Here is a 17,564-nt window from a genome sequence, read left to right on the forward strand (position 1 = left end):
GGGAAGCCGGGGATGAAACTGGAGGACATCCGCGTGGAACCGATCAGTCTCGATGTGCTTCTGGCCAGCGTCGGCAAGGAGGTGGGCGTCTCGCCATGGCGGGTGGTCACGCAGCGCATGATCGACCAGTTCGCAGACGCCACCGACGACCACCAGTTCATTCATTGCGATCCGGAGCGGGCCAAGCGCGAGACGCCATTCGGCGGCACCATCGCGCATGGCTTCCTGTCGCTGTCGCTGTTGTCGGCAATGACGTTCGAGACCATGCCGCCGCTGGAAAACGGCAAGATGGGCGTCAACCACGGCTTCGATTCGCTGCGCTTCCTGGCGCCGGTGAAGACCGGCGCGCGCATCCGCACCCGTTTCGTGCTGGCTGACGTCAAGGTCAGGCCCTCAGGTTGGGTGCAGACGGCCCATGACGTGACGATCGAGATCGAGGGCTCGAAGAAACCGGCGCTCACCGCCCGCTGGCTGACGCTGACCCTGATCGAACGCCAGCCAGAGACCGCATGAGCGACCCGAACGCGCTCGACCAGGCAGCGCTTTCGCCCTATCTCGAGGCGCGGATCCCCGGTTTTGCCGGACTTTCCTCCGTCGAAAAATTCAAATCCGGCCAATCCAACCCGACCTATCTGCTGACGGCGGCCAGCGGCCGCTACGTGCTGCGCGCCAAGCCGCCGGGGCAGTTGCTGAAATCGGCACACCAGGTCGACCGTGAATTCAGGGTGATGAGCGCCCTTTCGGGCACCGCCGTGCCGGTGCCGCGGATGCTGCATCTCTCGGCCGAGAACTCGCCGATCGGCCGCATGTTCTACATCATGGATTTCATCGACGGCCGCATCTTCTGGAATCCGGCACTGCCGGAAGCGCGCGACAATGGCGAGCGCGCCGCCATCTACGATGCCATGAACGCCACGCTCGCCGCCCTGCACGGCATCGATATCGAGGCCGTGGGTCTCGGCGATTTCGGCCGGCCGGGCAACTATTTCGAGCGCCAACTGGCGCGTTGGACCAGTCAGTACCGCGCCTCGGAGACCGGTGCCATTGCCGACATGGACCGGCTGATCGACTGGCTGGAGACGCACAGGCCCGCCGACGACGGCCGTGTCTCGCTGGTGCATGGTGACTATCGGCTGGACAATCTGATATTCGCGCCGGACCGGCCGAAGGTGATGGCGGTGCTCGACTGGGAACTGTCCACATCAGGCCATCCATTTGCCGATATCGCCTACCAGTGCATGCAATGGCGCCTGCCGCATAGCTCGGGCTTTCGCGGCCTGGGCGGTATCGACCGCGCCGCGCTCGGACTGCCTTCGGAAGAGGACTATGTCGCCACCTATTGCCGGCGGCGCGGGCTCACCGGCAGCGGCGACTGGACGTTCTTCCTCGCCTTCTCCTTCTTCCGGCTGGCCGCGATCTGCCAGGGCGTCTACAAGCGCGCGCTGGACGGCAATGCCTCGAACCCGGAAAAGGCCAGGACCTATGGCGAGGCGGTGAAACTGCTTTCGCACCTCGCCGCGAAACTGATCGACCGAAACTGATCGACGAGAAATAATCGATGGGCCGCTTCGACGGAAAAACGGTGTTGATCACGGGTGCCGCGGGCGGGCTTGGCCGCGGCGCCGCCAAAGCTTTTGCCGCCGAGAGCGCGCGGCTGGTCCTCTCCGACCTCGATGAACCAACCTTGAGGAGCTTTGCCGAAACGCTCGATGCCGAGACGGCGGTCCTGGCCGGAAACATCGCCGACGAGGCGCTGTCGCAGGCGCTGGTGGCTCTGGCGGTCGAAAGATTCGGCCGGCTGGATGTCGCGGTCAACAATGCCGGCATCGTCCAGAGTTTCGTGCGTTTGCCGCAGGTCGCCTCGGAGGAGGCGCGCCGCGTGATCGAAATCGATCTGCTCGGCGTCTTCTATGCCATGAAACACCAGATCCAGCAGATGGAGCGGCAGTTCAAGGCTGACGGCAAGGGCAGCGCCATCGTCAACATCGCCTCCGCCGCAGGACTGGGTGGCGCGCCGAAGCTCTCGATCTATGCCGCCGCCAAGCACGGCGTGGTTGGGCTGACCCGGTCGGCGGCAATTGAATACGCCAGCAAGGGCCTGCGCATCAACGCTGTTTGTCCGGCGCACACGAGAACGGCGATGGTCGACAGTTTCGTGCGCGTCTCCGGCGCTCCGGAAGCTGACGCCTTGGCTGAACTGACGCGCGGCGTGCCGATGAGGAGGGTGGCCGAAGTGGATGAGATCACCCCGGTGATCCTGTTCGCCGCCGACCCCGCCAACTCCTTCATGACCGGCCACACATTGGCTGTCGACGGCGGCGTCGGCGCCATCTGACGCCTGCCGCTTGGGAACCAGCGACGCCCTTGTCCGTTTCCGTACAGCGTATATAATTCAGTTGGCCCCCAACCAGCAGAGGCAGGCGATATTGCCGGTGAGCGCCCAGACACGCCGCGAGAAACAAAAGGCCGAACAGCGTTCCGAACTTGTGGAGGCCGCGCACAAGCTCGTGCAGGAGGAAGGCTATGAGGGCCTGACCATCCGCAAGCTGGCCAAGCGCGTCGGCTACGCGCCGATGTCGGTCTATTCCTATTTCGCCGACAAGCAGGACATATTGTTCGCGCTGGCTGAGGATGCGTTCGAGACGCTTGCCCGACGCATCGAGGAGCATCCTGCCGACGATCCGATCGAGGCGCTGCAAGCGGTGATGACGGAATACGCCGCATTCGGGCTTGGCAATCCCAATGAATACCGCACCGTCTTCATGACCGAAAAGACCAAGCTGCCGGCAGGCCGGAGCTACGAGGACATGGAAGAAAGCAACCCGGCGATGAAGGTGCTGATCAGCAGGGTCGAGGCCTGCGTCGCCGCGGGGAAGTTGCAGGGTGATCCGCGCGCCATTGCTACCATGCTGTGGGCGGTCGGCCACGGCACCATCTCGCTGCTGATCACCTTCCCCTTCTACCCCTTCGGTGATCCGCGGGCTTTCGTGAAACGGATGTGCGATTTCACCCTTGCCACGCTCAGCACGCAGAACGTGCCCCCGCTGACCGAGACACCGGTCAACTGCTGAACGATATCTCCTTGCGTATCCACGCTTCATCGCCGCTCCGCGTTTAACGTGCCAAGCGGGGCGGATTTTCTTGGTTAACAAAAAATTTCCGTACGCGTACGATTTTCTGGCTTGAACTCCGCGATCGGTGGGCGTATTTGTACGGAATACCGTACACGTACGAGAACAAATTCACCCATCGAACCCGGAGACGGACAATGAAAAAGACCCTCCTCACCCTCGCTGCCGTGCTGGCACTTTCGGGCTCGGCCCTTGCCGCCAACACGACACACCCGGTCAAGCACGTGCCCGCCGCGACCTGCGTCGACACCAAGGCCAATGTGAAGCTCGATTGCGCATCGACCGGCTCGCTCGAGAAAAAGGGCGTCACGGAAACCACCGCTGAAGGCAAGGGCCCGCGCCTCGGCATCAGCATCAATCCCTGGATCGTGCCGAGCGCGTTCTGATAGCGGCAACACACGCCTGGCCGGTGCAGCCGGCCAGATGTGATTCAGGCGATCGTGACCGGCAGTCTGGACGACGAACTCTCGAAGGCCGCGTCGATCAGCCTCTGCATGTCGGCGGCGCGACGGAAGGATGGATCGCCGTTCCTTCCCCTATCGAGCGCTTCGGCGAAACGCAGCGCGTTGCGCTTCACATCCGGCAGCGCCAGTGTCCGCCAACGTTGCTGGTCGATGTCCTCGCCCAGGCAGGCCGACAGGCGCGAAACCTTGCCGTCTGTTTTGACCTTGATGGCGCCCTTGGTGCCATGCATGGCCAGCGACAGGTCGTTGGCGTGGCCGGTCATGTAGCGGCTGGCGACGATCGTTGCGAGCGCGCCGGATTTGAACCGCGCCGTCATTGCGACACTGTCGTTGGCATCAAGCACATAATCGCCGATCCGATCGCCTTCGGCCTTGGGAAACGTCACCAGGTCGGCGTGCAGGGTGGCGATGTCCTGGTCGGCGCCATAGCTTGCGAAATCCAGAATGTGGATACCGACATCGCCGAGCACGCCCGTCGAGCCGTGCCGGTTGGACAGGCGCCACAGCCATTTGTCTTCGATGCGCCAGTCGCCCCATGACTTGCTGACCAGCCAGCTCTGTTTGTAGCTCGCCTCGACATGGCGCAATGCGCCGATCTCGCCGGCCTGCACCATGCGTCGCGCTTCCTCGATCGCCGCCGAGTTGCGGTAGGTCAGGTTGACCATGTTGACGACCCCGGCCGCCTCGGCCGCTTCCGTCATTGCAAGCGCGTCGGCATGGTTCGGCGCCAGCGGCTTTTCGCAAAAGACGTGTTTCCCCTGGGCAAGCAGCGCCAGCGTCGTGGCCTTGTGCACGCCATCCGGCGTCGCATTGATGGCCGCATCGAACGCACCCCAGCCGATCGCCGCTTCCAGGCTCTCGAAAGACTGGCTGATCTTGTTGGCGGCGGCGAACATCGCACCGCGGCCCGGCACCTGGTCGACGCAGGCGACGATTGTGCATCCTGGAATCCTGGCGAACTCCTCGACGTGATGTCCGGCAATGCCACCGGTGCCGAGCAGAAGGAGGCGGTGCATCTTCAACTCACGCCTAACTCAGGCCCTTGTCGCCGTCGGCATGCAGGCGCAGGCCCTTCTGGACGATCTTCTCCTTGGCCTGGTCTGTCGGCACGTTCGGCGCATTGATGATGCCGGACCATGCGGGTGCGGGATTGTGCGCCCAATGCACGGCGTTGCGCAGCACCTGCTGCACGCCTTCATTGTGGTAGATCGGGTAGGTCTCGTGGCCGGGCGAGAAATAGAAGATCCGTCCGGCGCCGCGCTGATAGGTCAGCCCCGACCGGAAGACTTCGCCGCCTTCGTACCAGGAGACGAACACCGTCTCCAGCGGCTCCGGCACCGCGAAGGGCTCGCCATACATCTCCGTCTCGCCGATCTCCAGGCACTCGCCGATGCCTTGCGCGATCGGATGGCTGCGGTTGATGGCCCAGACGCGCTCGCGCTCGCCCGCTTCGCGCCATTTCAGCGAACAAGGCGTGCCCATCAGCCGCTTGAAGATCTTCGAATAGTGTCCGGAATGGAGCACGATCAGACCCATGCCTTCCCAGACCCGTTTCTGCACGCGCTCGACGATCTCGTCCTTGACCTCGCCATGGGCGGCATGGCCCCACCAGAGCAGGACATCGGTGGCAGCCAGCCGGCTTTCGCTCAAGCCGTGCTCCGGCTCCTGCAAGGTGGCGGTGGTCGCCTCGATGCCCTTATCCTGGTTGAGCGCGGCTGCGATGGTCCCATGCATGCCCAATGGATAAAGGCCGCGCACGGCGGCATTGGTCTGCTCATGGACATTCTCGCCCCAGACGGCGGCTTTTACCGGCATTTTACGATCTCCCAAAGCGCTTTGAATATCCCACTTGGCGCCGTCTTGGAAAGATGGCTCCTCAACCGAAGCTGGGGAAATCAGCGCGGTTTGCGTCCGGGAACGGTCTTGGCTTTGCCCGGCCTTGCGGGGGCGCCGGGGATAGCCGTCCCCGTGATCGACACAGGATCGCTGGCCGGGAACGTATCCTCGAGGCCTTCCTCGAGTTCCTCTTCGGCGTCGGCGCCGTGATGCCGCTCATGCTCCAGGGAGCGCACGGCCGAGCTTTTCCCGGGCGACTTCGGCGTGGACTTCGATGGCATCGGCATTCTCCCTCGACCTGTTGCCGCAAACGGGCGCGGGCGGCAAACGTTCCGGGATCAGGCCGCCGCGTCGCGTGCTCCCTCGGAGAGGAAAGTAAAGACATAATCCGAGAAGGAACGCCAGCACTCGACCCGGAAAGCGTCTTGCGCCGTGCGCAGCAGAATAATCTCGGCCTTGCCGAGAATGGTACGCGAGGCGGCACCCACCGGGAAGGCTTCGAGCGACAGATCCTGCGGGCAGCCCGAATTGATTGCCGCGGCCGCGGCCGGACCGGCGACCGATATCGCAACGTTGCGATGCGAGATGCCGACAGCGGAATGCAAGGCGGAAATCTTTGCACAATCGGCGAGCGGGTCTTTGCCGGCCTCGTCGATGATCATCCATTCATCCGGCCCAAGCCACAGCGCGGTGCGCCCGCCTTTCGACACGGACGTCTTCGGCTTTTTCGGCATGGTCACGCCGAGCGCCTTCGACAAGGCGGCAAGCGACGCCTCCGGAGCGCGCAGCGAGATCCGTTCGGCCGGCGGCAGCACCTCTACCTTGACGCCGGCGGCGGAGATAGCGCGCCCGGCCAGCGCCGGACGGCGCTCGGCCGCCGGCGATGCGGCCGAAGCCGTCTTTTTCGCGACTGCCTTAGCCATTGAGGCGGCCTCCCGTTTCGTCGAAGAACACCATGCCGGAAACCTCCACTTCGATCGTCCCGCCAGGCATCGGCACGTAGAGCGTGTCGCCCGTGCGTGCGCGACCGCCGGCGACCAGCGCCAGAGCGATCGAGCGGCCGCAATTCTGCGACCAATAGCTCGACGTGACATGGCCGATCATCTTCATCGGGATCGCCTGCCTGGGATCCTCCACGATCTGCGCGCCTTCCTCCAGCACCACCTTGGGATCCTTGGTCTTGAGGCCGACCAGTTGCTTGCGGCCCTTGGCGACCAGGTCAGGCCGCGTCAGGCCGCGAATGCCGACGAAATCGGCCTTCTTCTTGCCGACGGCCCAGTCGAGACCGGCATCATTGGGCGTCACCGTGCCGTCGGTGTCCTGGCCGACGATGATGTAGCCCTTCTCGGCGCGCAGCACGTGCATTGCCTCGGTGCCGTAGGCGGTTGCGCCATGCTTCTGGCCCTCGGCCCACAGCGCTTCCCACACGGCCTGACCGTAATCGGCCGGCACATTTACCTCGAAGCCGCGCTCGCCGGTGAACGACATGCGGAACAGCCTTGTCGGCACGCCGCATATCTTGCCCTCGCGCACCGACATGTGCGGGAGGGCCTCATCCGACATGTCGATGCCTTCGACCAGCGGCGCGATGATGTCGCGAGACTTCGGCCCCTGTACGGCGATAACAGCCCATTGCTCGGTGATCGAGGTCAGCCAGACATTGAGATGCGGGAACTCGGTCTGGAGATAGTCCTCCATATGGTTCATGACGCGCGGCGCGCCGCCGGTCGTCGTCGTCACATGGAAGCGGTCGGGCGCCAGCCTGCCGACGACGCCGTCATCATAGATGAAGCCGTCCTCGCGCAGCATGATGCCGTAGCGGCAGCGGCCGGGCTCCAGCTTTTCCCACGGATTGGTGTAGAGCAGCTCCATGAACTTGGCCGCATCGGGACCGACCACCTCGATCTTGCCGAGCGTCGAGGCGTCGAATAGGCCAGCCGTGTTTCGCACCGCGACGCACTCGCGGTCGACCGCCGCATGCATGTCCTCGCCACCCCTGGGGAAATACCAGGCGCGCTTCCACTGCCCGACATCCTCGAACACGGCGCCTTGGGCTTCAGCCCAGGGATGGATCGCCGTCTTGCGCGTCGGATCGAACAGCGGACCGCGCGCATGGCTGACGATGGCGCCGAAGGTCACCGGCGTATAAGGGGCGCGGAACGTAGTGAGGCCCACCTCGGGGATTGGCTTGCCAAGCGTCTCGGCGGCAATCGCCAGGCCGTGCATGTTCGAGGTCTTGCCCTGGTCGGTCGCCATGCCGTTGGTGGTGAAGCGCTTGACGTGCTCGATCGAGCGCATGCCCTCATGCACCGCCTGGCGGATGTCCTTGGCGGTGACGTCGTTCTGGAAATCGACGAAGGCCTTCACCATCGTATCCGGACCGGCGCCGGGGGCGGCGCCCAGCATGCCACGCGACCAGCTTTCCGAGGCGTCGACTTTTGGCTTTGTACCCTTGGCAGTCTTTGCGCCGGCGTCCTTTGCCGCCTTGGCCCCTGCCGCATAGGCCTCGTCGAGGGTCGCCGACAGGCCGTCCGTGCCGTTGCAGGCGCCGACAGAGATGCAGTCCTGTGCATAGGTGCCGGGCACGAAGCGCTTGGTTTCGTCGTTGAAGGCGACCTTGCCGCGCGACTGCGAGAACAGGTGCACCGACGGCGTCCAGCCGGCCGACATCAGGATCGCATCGACCGCAATGGTGCGCTCGCCGCCACCATTCTTCGGCTGCACCGTCATCGACGAGACGCGCAGCTTGCCGCCGGCGCGGATCACCGCGCGACCGAAATTAATCTCGATGCCGAGCGTCCTTGCTTCATCGATCACCGGCCCGGTCGGATTGTCGCGCAGATCGACGATAGCCGCGATGTTGACGCCGGCCTTCTTCAGGTCGATCGCCGCCGCGTAAGCGGAATCATTGGCGGTGTAGACGCCGACGTTTTTTCCGACCGCGACGCCATGGTGATTGAGATAGGTGCGCGCGGCCGAGGCCAGCATGATGCCCGGCCGGTCGTTGTTGGCGAACACCATGTGGCGCTCGATGGCCCCGGACGCCAGCACCACGCGCCTGGCGCGCACCTGCCACAGCCGCTCGCGCGGCAGGTCGTGGCCGGGATTTTGCAAATGATCGCTGACCCGCTCGACCAGGCCGACGAAGTTCTGTGCGTAGTAGCCGAAGGCAGTCGTGCGCGACAGCACGCGGACATTGTCCATGCCTTTCAGCCTGGCGATCGCCGCCTGCGCCCAGGCAAAGCCGCCCTGGCCGTCGATTTTCGCGCCGCTCTCGAAGCGCAGGCTGCCGCCGAATTCGGCCTGCTCATCGGCCAGAATGACCCGCACGCCGGTTTCAGCCGCTGCCAATGCAGCCGCGATGCCGGCCGCACCGCCGCCCAGCACCAGCACGTCGCAATGAGCGTAACGCGACGAATAATGGTCGGGGTCCGGCCTGTCGGGGGACACGCCAAGCCCGGCGGCTTCCCGGATCTTGGGTTCGTAGAGGCTCTTCCAGGCCGCCTTCGGCCACATGAAGGTCTTGTAGTAGAAGCCGGCCGAAAACAGCGGCGACGCCAGATCGTTGACCGCGCTGACGTCGAAGGACAGCGACGGCCAGCGGTTCTGCGAGTTGGCGGCGAGTCCGTCATAGAGTTCCTGCACGGTCGCGCGAACATTCGGCGTTTTGCGCGCGTCGTCGCGCACGATCTGCACCAGCGCGTTGGGCTCCTCCGCCCCGGCCGACAGCACGCCCCGCGGCCGGTGATATTTGAACGAGCGGCCGACCAGGTGCACGCCGTTGGCCAGCAGCGCCGAAGCCAGCGTATCGCCTTCGATGCCGATGAAGGACTGACCGTCGAAGCTGAAGCGGGCGGTCTTGGCCTGGCTCAGGCGGCCGGCGCTCGGTATGCGGAACGCGCCGCTCATTTGGCAACCACTTCGCTGGAGTTCTTGGGCAGCTTGGAAGGCTTCGGCTCGCCGGCCTTGTAGGTCATGACGAACTTGTCGGTGACGGTGTCGCGCACGGCGTTGAAGAAGCGCGCACAGCCATGCATGTGTCGCCAGCGCTCATAGATGATGCCTTTGGGATTCGAGCGGATGAAGAAGAATTTTTCGAAATCCTCGTCGCTCTCGCCTGACAGGTTGGCCGAGCGCGCGATATGCGCCTCGCCGGCGTTGCGGAACTCAAGTTCCGGACGCTCTTCCTCGCAATAGGGGCAGCGGATGAGAAGCATGTTTTCGTTCCTACAGCTCAGTCATCGTCAATGCGCCACCGCCGCCGCCGCCGCCTCGTCGATCAACCGGCCGGTGCGGAACCGCTCGATGGTGAAGGGCGCGTTGATCGGATGCGGATCGTCCCTGGCGATGGTGTGGGCAAAGACATGGCCGGAGCCGGGTGTCGCCTTGAAGCCGCCCGTGCCCCAGCCGCAATTGACGTAGAGGCCGGGCACCGGCGTCTTGGCCAGGATCGGCGAGCGGTCGGGCGTGACGTCGACGATGCCGCCCCAGGAGCGCAGCATCTTCATGCGCGTGAAGATCGGGAACATCTCGCAGATTGCGTCCAGCGTATGCTGTAATATGTGCAGGCCGCCGGTCTGCGAGTAGGAGACGTACTGGTCGGTGCCGGCGCCGATCACCAGTTCGCCCTTGTCGGACTGCGAGATATAGGCATGCACCGTGTTCGACATCACCACGCAGGGAACGACAGGCTTGACCGGCTCCGACACCAGCGCCTGCAGCGGATAGCTTTCCAGCGGCATTCGCACGCCGGCCATGTTCATAATGACCGAGGAATGGCCGGCCGCGACCACGCCGACCTTCTTGGCGCCGATGAAGCCGCGCGTCGTCTCGACACCGGTGACCGCGCCATTGGCCGCCCGCTTGACGCCGGTGACCTCGCAATTCTGGATGATGTGCACGCCCCGCGCCGAGGCGCCGCGCGCATACCCCCAGGCGACCGCGTCATGGCGCGCCGTGCCGCCGCGCCGCTGCAAGGCGGCACCGACGACCGGGTAGCGCGCATCCCTGGAAATATTGAGCGGCGGGCAGAATTCCTTCGCCTGCTCGGGTGTGAGCCATTCATTGTCGATGCCGTTCAGCCGGTTGGCGTGGACATGGCGCTTCAGCACCTGGATGTCGTGCACATTGTGCGCCAGCATCATGACGCCGCGCGCCGAATACATGACGTTGTAATTGAGCTCCTGGCTGAGCCCGTCCCACAATTTCAGCGCATGGTCGTAGATGCCGGCGCTCTCGTCATAGAGGTAGTTGGAGCGGATGATGGTGGTGTTGCGGCCGGTATTGCCGCCACCGAGCCAGCCCTTCTCCAGCACCGCGACATTGGTGATGCCGTGCACGGTGGCGAGATAATAGGCGGTAGCCAGGCCATGGCCGCCGGCGCCCACGATGACGACGTCGTATTCCTTCTTCGGCTCCGGCGAGGACCATTGCTCCTCCCAGCCCTTGTGGCCGCGCATGGCCTCACGCGCGATGGCGAATACAGAGTATTTCTTCACGTTCCAGCCTCGCGCCAAAGTCTCGCGGATTTGCGGCCGGGCTAGCAATTTCCCCCGGCGCGCGAGGTGTATCACTAGCGAAACAGCGCTGCCACCCTTGCGCTGTTTGCGACGGCTCTTGCCGTTTTGTGCCGCAACCGGCCGCGGCGTGCGAGGCCAGGGAAAATCGGCGGGTTCGCAGCTTTCGGGTGGCTGCGGCCATGCTCATTTGCGACGACGCATCCGACCGCCGGCAAGGCCGGCTTAGCGGAAGGATGACAGAAACATGCTCGCACTCGCCAACAAGATCGCCATCGTCACCGGCGCCAGTTCCGGCATCGGCCGCGCCACTGCAAAGCTCTTTGCCGAGGAAGGAGCCAAGGTCGTCGCCGCCGCGCGCCGTCAGGCCGAGCTCGATAGGCTTGTCGAGGAGATCGTGGAAACCGGCGGCACTGCGCTCGCTCTTGCCGGCGACGTCAGGGACGAAGCCTATGCGAAGGCGCTGGTCGATCTCGCGACCGGCAGCTTCGGTGGTCTCGACATTGCATTCAACAATGCCGGCGCTGTCGGCATGATGGCGCCGCTGCCGGACCTGCCGCCGGCGTCGTGGCATGACACGATGGATACCAATCTGACCAGCGCCTATCTGGCCGCCAGGCATCAGATACCGGCGATGCTGGAGCGTGGCGGCGGATCGCTGGTCTTCACCTCCAGCTTCGTCGGCTATACCGCCGGCATGCCAGGCATGGCGGCCTACGCCGCAGCCAAGGCCGGCCTGATCGGCCTGACGCAAGTGCTGGCCGCCGAGTACGGGCCGAAGGGGTTGCGCGTCAACGCACTGCTGCCAGGCGGCACAGACACGCCCGGCGCGACCACAACCACGCCCGAGGCCCGCACGTACGTCGAAGGCATCCATGCCTTGAAGCGGATGGCCCGGCCGGAAGAGATCGCCCGCTCGGCGCTTTATCTTGCCTCCGACGCGTCGAGCTTCACCACCGGAACCGCACTGTTCGCCGACGGCGGCGTGTCGATCAACCGGACGTGAACGGTTTCGGCGCCGGCATGCGGATCAACGCGGGCCGCGATGTCGCAATCCGGGCTTGCATTTGGGCTCGAATTGACGATTCCGTTCTCTCCTTGGAAACGGGCCGGAACCATGCTGCTGATCAAAACCTATGTCGCCCAAAGCGCAATCGAGGGCGTCGGCGTGTTCGCCGCCGAGCCAATCAGGAAAGGCGCCTCGATCTGGCGGCTCGACCCGGATTTCGACCGGCTGATCCCGCTGGAAAAATACCAGGCGGCACCCTCGCATCTCAGGGAACTGCTCGACCGCTACGCCTATCCCAGTCCCGACCGGCCCGGCTTCGTGGTCTATGAGGTCGACAATGGCCGCTTCATGAACCATTCGGCGACGCCGAACACGGACTTTTCGCAATATGGCGGGGCAACTGCGACCCGCGACATAGCGGCGGGCGAAGAGATAACCTGCGACTATGGCGAATTCTTCGAGGATTTTGAGCGGTTGCATCTGGCTACCGCGTAGTTGGCTGCCTATCTTGCGAGCGCCCGCTGGGCGAATTGGCCGCCTCCGTTCATTTCGGCTGTGGACAGCGCGGCGTGATTCTGCTATCAGCCGCCACAATTCGTGGTGTAAATCGCCGCGGAGGCTAGTGGCTATGGCCGCTTGCCTGTTGATATCAAACCCGAAAGACAGGATTGCCCGTGCAGGTACTCGTCCGCGACAACAATGTTGATCAGGCGCTTCGCGCTCTCAAGAAGAAGATGCAGCGCGAAGGCATCTTCCGCGAAATGAAGATGCGCGGTCACTACGAGAAGCCTTCCGAGAAGCGCGCCCGTGAAAAGGCCGAAGCCGTGCGCCGAGCCCGCAAGCTGGCCCGCAAGCGTGCACAGCGCGAAGGTCTGCTGCCGATGACGCCGCGTCCGGTGGCTGCCGGCGGTGCCGCCGGTGCAGCGCGTCCGCCGCGCTGATTAACGCCTATATTTCGTCCTTTTCGAAGGATACCAGGGGTGGCGCGATGCGGAATCGCCGCCACCTTTTTATTTTGATGTGACCCGGCCCGGAGGGGGGATCCGGACCTGAATGACGCGGCAAGTGAGGACAGGGCAGACATGAACGCAATCAGCGTGGAGAGCAAAACCACATTTCGTGGCTTTGCCCTGGCGACAGCCCTGCTTTCCGGATTGATGCTTGCCGGCTGCCAGACCTCGGGCCCGACCGGCGAGTTCAACAACATCGACAAGGCGCAAGGGTCGAGCGAGAACATCTCCTCGCTGTCGGCGGTGATTCAGCGCAATCCGCAGGATCCTGAAGGCTACAATGTGCGCGGCTCGGCCTATGGCCGGGGCGGCCAGTACCAGGCGGCGCTCAAGGATTTCAACCAGGCCATCCAGCTTAACCCGAATTTCTACCAGGCCTATTCGAACCGTGCGCTCATCCAGCGCTTCCTCGGCAATCAGGAAGCAGCGCTGGCGGACTACAACCGCTCGATCCAGATCAACGGCAACTACGATGCCGCCTATATCGGCCGCGGCAATCTCTACCGGAAGGCCGGCCGCACCCAGGAAGCCTTCAACGATTTCCAGAAGGCGATCCAGCTCGACACGACCGATGCCCGCGCCTATCACAATCGGGGCCTGATCTATCAGAGCCAGGGCCAGCACAAATTCGCTATCGAGGATTTCTCGACCGCCATCTCGCTGGCCCCGGACGCCGCCGAGCCGTATAATGGCCGCGGCCTTTCCTACCTCGCCACCAATGACGAGGACAATGCCTTCTCCGATTTCAACATGGCCATCAAGCTCGACGGCAAGAACGCCGAGGCCTGGTCCAACCAGGCGCTGATCTACGAGCGGCGCGGCGACAAGGCCAAGGCGGCCAAGTCCTACCGCGAAGCCGTTCGGCTCGATCCCACCTACCAGCCGGCCAAGGATGGCCTCGCCCGCGTCAGCTGAGATCAGGCAAGGCCGGCCAAGCCCACACGCGTCGGATGCGTGTCCGAAAGGACACGTATCGCCGCAGATCGCCATCAATCCGGCAACCGCGCGCTGACCCCGCTGCAAGCCGTGATCGCCTGCCTTGTTCGCGCCAAGGTTTCAGCGGAACGGTCTGGCCACCCAGCCGTTACTTTGAAGCGTTTTGCGAAAGGACCTCCCATGACCAAGAAACTCGTCTGCGCCGCTGCGCTCGCCACGACCATGTTCGCTGTTGCACCGGCAAGCGCCGGCAGATTGCAGCTCGGCACGCTCGACTGCACCATCGACGGCGGCACCGGCTACATCGTGACATCCAACAAGGGCGTGTCCTGTGTCTTCCGCCCCTATCATCACGGTCCGGCCGAGATTTACACCGGCGTCATCTCCAAGCTCGGCGTCGATGTTGGCCGGACGCACCAGGGCCAACTCGCCTGGGCCGTGTTTGCCGCGACCCGTGACCGCGACGCGGGTGATCTTGCCGGCAGCTATTACGGCGTCAATGCCGAGGCGAGCGTCGTGACCGGCGGCGGCGCCAATCTGCTGGTCGGCGGCTTCGACAGCGCCTTCATGCTGGAGCCGCTCAGCGTCCAGGCGCAGACCGGCGTCAACCTGGCCGTTGCCGTGACCTCGCTTGAGCTGATCCACTCTCTCAAGTAACGGCACGTTGATCTTCTCGGCACGGACGGCAACCGCGCGATGATCAAAATAGCGCGCGGTGGACTTGGTTCCGCCGCGCGCTTTGCATTTGCGAACTGCTGTGACCAGGCCAAGCTAGCAGATCGAAATTATTGCCGATGGAAGACTTGCTCGTTCTGTGCTACCAACCGGAAATGTTGCTGGCTCTGCGCGAAAATGCGCGCGAGCTCCGGCAGATGTAAAGACATCGTCGAATGCAATTTTGTTGCAGCTGCCGGAGGCCGTGATGGATTTCATCGAGCAGTTATTCGGATTTTCGCCCGATGGCGGGTCGGGATCCTTCGAACTTCTTCTGATACTCGCACCATTCTTGATTGCCGCTGTCTGGTTTTTCATGCGTCGACAGCGACGTTGACGAAATGGCCGCGGACTGGCCATGAACCCGCTCCCCAAAGTACTGGATTTCCTGAACGCGCTCGCCGACGCGTTCACCGAGTGGCCATCGAACCTGCGCCAGATCGCTGCCCGGATCTGCGCCCTCGCCAGATTGCTCTGCGAAAGAATGAAGCTCCCCGATCGGTTGGACCGAAGCGGGCCGCAACGTTGCGTCAAGATCAGCGACCCCGCCTATAAACGCCCGGATCCCCTGATCTACGCGCAGTATTATTTGATGGGCCAGGGCCTCGCCGTCACATGGGACAACCCCGACATCGAGATCCGAAGCGGCGGCAATCCTGTCGCACCACATATGCTGGCGCCCGACACCGAATATGAAATCGTCGCCCGTATCTGGAACAACTCGACCGAGGCCCCGGTCGTCGATCTGCCGGTGAAATTCTCCTATCTGAGTTTCGGCATCGGCACGGTGTCGCATTGGATCGATGAGACCAGGACCGATCTCGGCGTCAAGGGCGGGGCCAACCATCCGGCTTTCGCGTCGGTCAAATGGCGAACTCCGGCAGCGCCTGGTCACTATTGCATCCAGGTCCTGCTCGACTGGCTCGACGATGCGAACCCGAACAACAACCTAGGCCAGGACAACACCACCGTCGGTGTCGCCCATTCGCCCGCAAGATTTGAATTTCGCCTGCGCAATGGCGAGCGGGAGAGGATGGGATTTCGTCTCGAGGCCGATGCCTATTCCCTTCCTGAATTGCCGGTCTGTGAGCCGCGCCCTCGCCCGAGGCCGCGTCGCCGGCCCTTGCGCACCTTCCCCGGCACCATCGCGGCAGTGCCTGTCGGCCACACCCGTCAATCGCATCCTTTGCCCGCCGGCTGGCTTGTCACGTTCGAGCCCGCACAAGCGGACCTTGCCCCGGGTGAGGAAATCCCCGTCACTGTCAATATTGAACCGCCAGCCGGTTTCACCGGCCGTAAGGCAATCAACGTTCATGCTTTCTCGGCCCGCGGCCTCGCCGGCGGCGTGACGCTCTATGTCGAGCGATAGGGGGTCGCCATGGCTTATCGGCACTACACCAAATGCGTATCGGTCGGAAATCACCACGGCAAACAATACGGGCAGATGATCATTGCGGCGGCCGTGGTCGCTTTGCCGCTCATCCTTGTGGGCGCCCTTCCCGGACCGGCCGCCATGCTGGTGGCGCTTGCGGCCATATTGGCCTATTGCCGCTGGTGGCTGTACGACCGGCTGATCTGTCTCGGTGGCGACGAATGCGCGGTGGGCTGGCTGCTCAAGGTCGATCCGCCGGAGGAGAAGTCGGGACTGGACCGGTTCGACACCGACTACAGTCTCAATCTGGTGCCGGGCAATGTCGTCGAATTCACCAACCAGGCAACGGCCGAAAAGATAGCGCCGTTTGGACGCCTGATCGCCAACACGCCTGCGATCCAGGGCGCGGGCCTCGACTGGAAAGGTCAGGAAGCGCGTCAATGGGCCAATGACGACCCGACCGCGGTGCTGCATTGCGAGTTCGAAGGCGCCGGCGTCTACGACCTCATGATAGCCTGCCTTGCCGCAATTCCAGTCGCCACGGCCGCCGCGGTTGCTTGCGCCATTCCCTTCTTCGGCTGGATCGCCTGCGCGGTCCTGTCGCTCATCGCGGCGGTCATCGTCATCATAGGCGGCATAGTCGGCCTGCTCGACACAGCCAATCCGACGGATCTCGACGAGAATCTCGGCGATCTTCACGTCAACGATCCGACGCGCCGCGGCGCGGACATCCTGTTCGTCAAGGGAACGTGGGTCTACGATTCGGCACATGACGGCTGGAACGAAATCCATCCCATCAAGCACTGTCAGAAGATCGGCACCTGGAACGGCAGCTGGAACGAATCCCCGGTTCCCGACGGCAGCCCCGCGCGCTGGTGTGAAGCCGTTGAGACGGCAGGATCGCCATTGACCGTCGCATCCCAGCAGGAGCCTCAGAACCAGTGGACGATACATCCCGCCATAGACGGTTGCCGGCCAAAGCCCGACGATCACCGACCGGACCCCGTGCACTGACCTGGCATCCTTCGCTCGCGAAGCAGTGTCATCTGCTCCTCAAAGATGGCTGCAGCGAATGCACGAGGGGCCCATGACACGCAAAATGATCCTTGCTGCCATCGTTGCCATTGCCAGCCCCGCCTTGGCCCAGGCACAAGACCAGGGCATCGAGCTCGGCACACTTGAATGCGCCATATCGGGCGGCACCGGCTTCATCTTCGGCTCGAGCAAGGATCTGAGCTGCACCTTCACCCCTGCCGACAAGACTTTCGCGCCGGAAGCCTATTTCGGCGCGGTCAACAAATACGGCCTCGACATCGGCACGACCAAGCAGGCGGTGATGCGATGGCTGGTGCTGACGCCGCTGAAGAACATCTACGCGCCGGGCGCATTGGCCGGCGACTATGTCGGCGCCAGCGCCGAGGTGACGGCAACCGTCGGCGCCGGGGCCAATCTGCTGGTTGGCGGCTCCTCGCAGTCCTTCACCTTGCAGCCGCTCAGCCTGCAGACCCAGACCGGCATCAATTTCGCCATCGGTGTCAGCCAATTCCAGCTGCGCAGCACGGAGAACTGATTGGCC

General features: G+C 63.7%; 20 protein-coding genes. 13 read left to right on the forward strand and 7 right to left on the reverse strand.

The genetic code is table 11. The annotated features are described in order from the left end of the window. Nucleotides 1-12 precede the first annotated feature (12 nt). From FJ953_RS11615 to FJ953_RS11635, 5 genes are all read left to right on the forward strand, one after another. On the forward strand, nucleotides 13-513 hold the full coding sequence (locus FJ953_RS11615; protein WP_263483366.1) for a MaoC family dehydratase: 501 nt from the start codon (nucleotides 13-15) through the stop codon (nucleotides 511-513). Beyond that, entirely contained in the window at nucleotides 510-1,541 is a 1,032-nt protein-coding gene (locus tag FJ953_RS11620; RefSeq protein ID WP_140624366.1) for a phosphotransferase family protein, read from the forward strand. Before FJ953_RS11615 ends, FJ953_RS11620 begins: the two co-directional genes overlap by 4 nt. A gap of 17 nt (nucleotides 1,542-1,558) precedes the next feature. Then, nucleotides 1,559-2,335 (forward strand): SDR family oxidoreductase, encoded by a 777-nt coding sequence (locus FJ953_RS11625; protein WP_140624367.1) that lies wholly within the window; start codon nucleotides 1,559-1,561, stop codon nucleotides 2,333-2,335. Between the two features lie 91 nt (nucleotides 2,336-2,426). Beyond that, on the forward strand, nucleotides 2,427-3,071 hold the full coding sequence (locus tag FJ953_RS11630; RefSeq protein WP_140560281.1) for a TetR/AcrR family transcriptional regulator: 645 nt from the start codon (nucleotides 2,427-2,429) through the stop codon (nucleotides 3,069-3,071). A 197-nt stretch (nucleotides 3,072-3,268) separates the two neighbouring features. Next, complete coding sequence (locus tag FJ953_RS11635) at nucleotides 3,269-3,517, forward strand: DUF680 domain-containing protein (protein ID WP_140496324.1); 249 nt, start codon at nucleotides 3,269-3,271, stop codon at nucleotides 3,515-3,517. A 44-nt stretch (nucleotides 3,518-3,561) separates the two neighbouring features. Here the strand turns inward: FJ953_RS11635 and FJ953_RS11640 are convergent, their stop codons facing one another. The 7 genes from FJ953_RS11640 to FJ953_RS11670 all read right to left on the reverse strand — a co-directional run bounded on the left by FJ953_RS11640 (nucleotide 3,562) and on the right by FJ953_RS11670 (nucleotide 10,929). Beyond that, nucleotides 3,562-4,611: a Gfo/Idh/MocA family oxidoreductase gene (locus tag FJ953_RS11640; protein WP_140624369.1), complete on the reverse strand. Its 1,050-nt coding sequence runs from the start codon at nucleotides 4,609-4,611 to the stop codon at nucleotides 3,562-3,564. 13 nt (nucleotides 4,612-4,624) lie between these two features. Continuing rightward, on the reverse strand, nucleotides 4,625-5,410 hold the full coding sequence (locus tag FJ953_RS11645) for a ThuA domain-containing protein (RefSeq protein WP_140624370.1): 786 nt from the start codon (nucleotides 5,408-5,410) through the stop codon (nucleotides 4,625-4,627). A gap of 80 nt (nucleotides 5,411-5,490) precedes the next feature. Then, a complete protein-coding gene (locus tag FJ953_RS11650; RefSeq protein ID WP_140496327.1) occupies nucleotides 5,491-5,712 on the reverse strand; it encodes a hypothetical protein in 222 nt (73 codons plus the stop codon). Between the two features lie 57 nt (nucleotides 5,713-5,769). Then, nucleotides 5,770-6,354: a sarcosine oxidase subunit gamma gene (locus tag FJ953_RS11655; RefSeq protein WP_140624371.1), complete on the reverse strand. Its 585-nt coding sequence runs from the start codon at nucleotides 6,352-6,354 to the stop codon at nucleotides 5,770-5,772. Beyond that, a complete protein-coding gene (locus FJ953_RS11660) occupies nucleotides 6,347-9,340 on the reverse strand; it encodes a sarcosine oxidase subunit alpha (RefSeq protein WP_140624372.1) in 2,994 nt (997 codons plus the stop codon). Before FJ953_RS11660 ends, FJ953_RS11655 begins: the two co-directional genes overlap by 8 nt. Beyond that, nucleotides 9,337-9,648, reverse strand: coding sequence for a sarcosine oxidase subunit delta (locus tag FJ953_RS11665; RefSeq protein ID WP_140624374.1), 312 nt, complete (start codon nucleotides 9,646-9,648; stop codon nucleotides 9,337-9,339). Before FJ953_RS11665 ends, FJ953_RS11660 begins: the two co-directional genes overlap by 4 nt. 27 nt (nucleotides 9,649-9,675) lie before the next feature. Next, nucleotides 9,676-10,929 (reverse strand): sarcosine oxidase subunit beta, encoded by a 1,254-nt coding sequence (locus tag FJ953_RS11670; RefSeq protein WP_140624375.1) that lies wholly within the window; start codon nucleotides 10,927-10,929, stop codon nucleotides 9,676-9,678. 265 nt (nucleotides 10,930-11,194) lie between these two features. Here FJ953_RS11670 and FJ953_RS11675 point away from each other — a divergent pair, with 265 nt between their 5' ends. From FJ953_RS11675 to FJ953_RS11710, 8 genes are all read left to right on the forward strand, one after another. Next, nucleotides 11,195-11,953 carry an SDR family oxidoreductase gene (locus FJ953_RS11675; RefSeq protein WP_140624377.1) on the forward strand — a complete coding sequence of 253 codons (759 nt, stop codon included), beginning with the start codon at nucleotides 11,195-11,197 and terminating at the stop codon, nucleotides 11,951-11,953. A gap of 111 nt (nucleotides 11,954-12,064) precedes the next feature. Further along, nucleotides 12,065-12,451 (forward strand): SET domain-containing protein-lysine N-methyltransferase, encoded by a 387-nt coding sequence (locus FJ953_RS11680; protein ID WP_140496333.1) that lies wholly within the window; start codon nucleotides 12,065-12,067, stop codon nucleotides 12,449-12,451. A gap of 179 nt (nucleotides 12,452-12,630) precedes the next feature. Next, nucleotides 12,631-12,897, forward strand: coding sequence for a 30S ribosomal protein S21 (gene rpsU, locus FJ953_RS11685; RefSeq protein ID WP_010911429.1), 267 nt, complete (start codon nucleotides 12,631-12,633; stop codon nucleotides 12,895-12,897). 141 nt (nucleotides 12,898-13,038) lie between these two features. Then, a complete protein-coding gene (locus tag FJ953_RS11690; RefSeq protein WP_140496334.1) occupies nucleotides 13,039-13,881 on the forward strand; it encodes a tetratricopeptide repeat protein in 843 nt (280 codons plus the stop codon). A 201-nt stretch (nucleotides 13,882-14,082) separates the two neighbouring features. Next, nucleotides 14,083-14,559 (forward strand): DUF992 domain-containing protein, encoded by a 477-nt coding sequence (locus FJ953_RS11695; protein ID WP_140584306.1) that lies wholly within the window; start codon nucleotides 14,083-14,085, stop codon nucleotides 14,557-14,559. Nucleotides 14,560-14,974: 415 nt separating this feature from the next. After that, the gene (locus FJ953_RS11700) at nucleotides 14,975-15,985 is read left to right on the forward strand and encodes a hypothetical protein (RefSeq protein WP_140522454.1); all 1,011 of its coding nucleotides are present in this window, start codon (nucleotides 14,975-14,977) and stop codon (nucleotides 15,983-15,985) included. 9 nt (nucleotides 15,986-15,994) lie between these two features. Then, nucleotides 15,995-17,002 (forward strand): hypothetical protein, encoded by a 1,008-nt coding sequence (locus FJ953_RS11705; protein WP_140496337.1) that lies wholly within the window; start codon nucleotides 15,995-15,997, stop codon nucleotides 17,000-17,002. Nucleotides 17,003-17,075: 73 nt separating this feature from the next. Beyond that, nucleotides 17,076-17,558 (forward strand): DUF992 domain-containing protein, encoded by a 483-nt coding sequence (locus tag FJ953_RS11710; RefSeq protein WP_140513722.1) that lies wholly within the window; start codon nucleotides 17,076-17,078, stop codon nucleotides 17,556-17,558. Nucleotides 17,559-17,564 lie beyond the last annotated feature (6 nt).

The sequence above is a fragment of the Mesorhizobium sp. B2-3-6 genome (assembly GCF_006442305.1).
Lineage (GTDB): Bacteria > Pseudomonadota > Alphaproteobacteria > Rhizobiales > Rhizobiaceae > Mesorhizobium.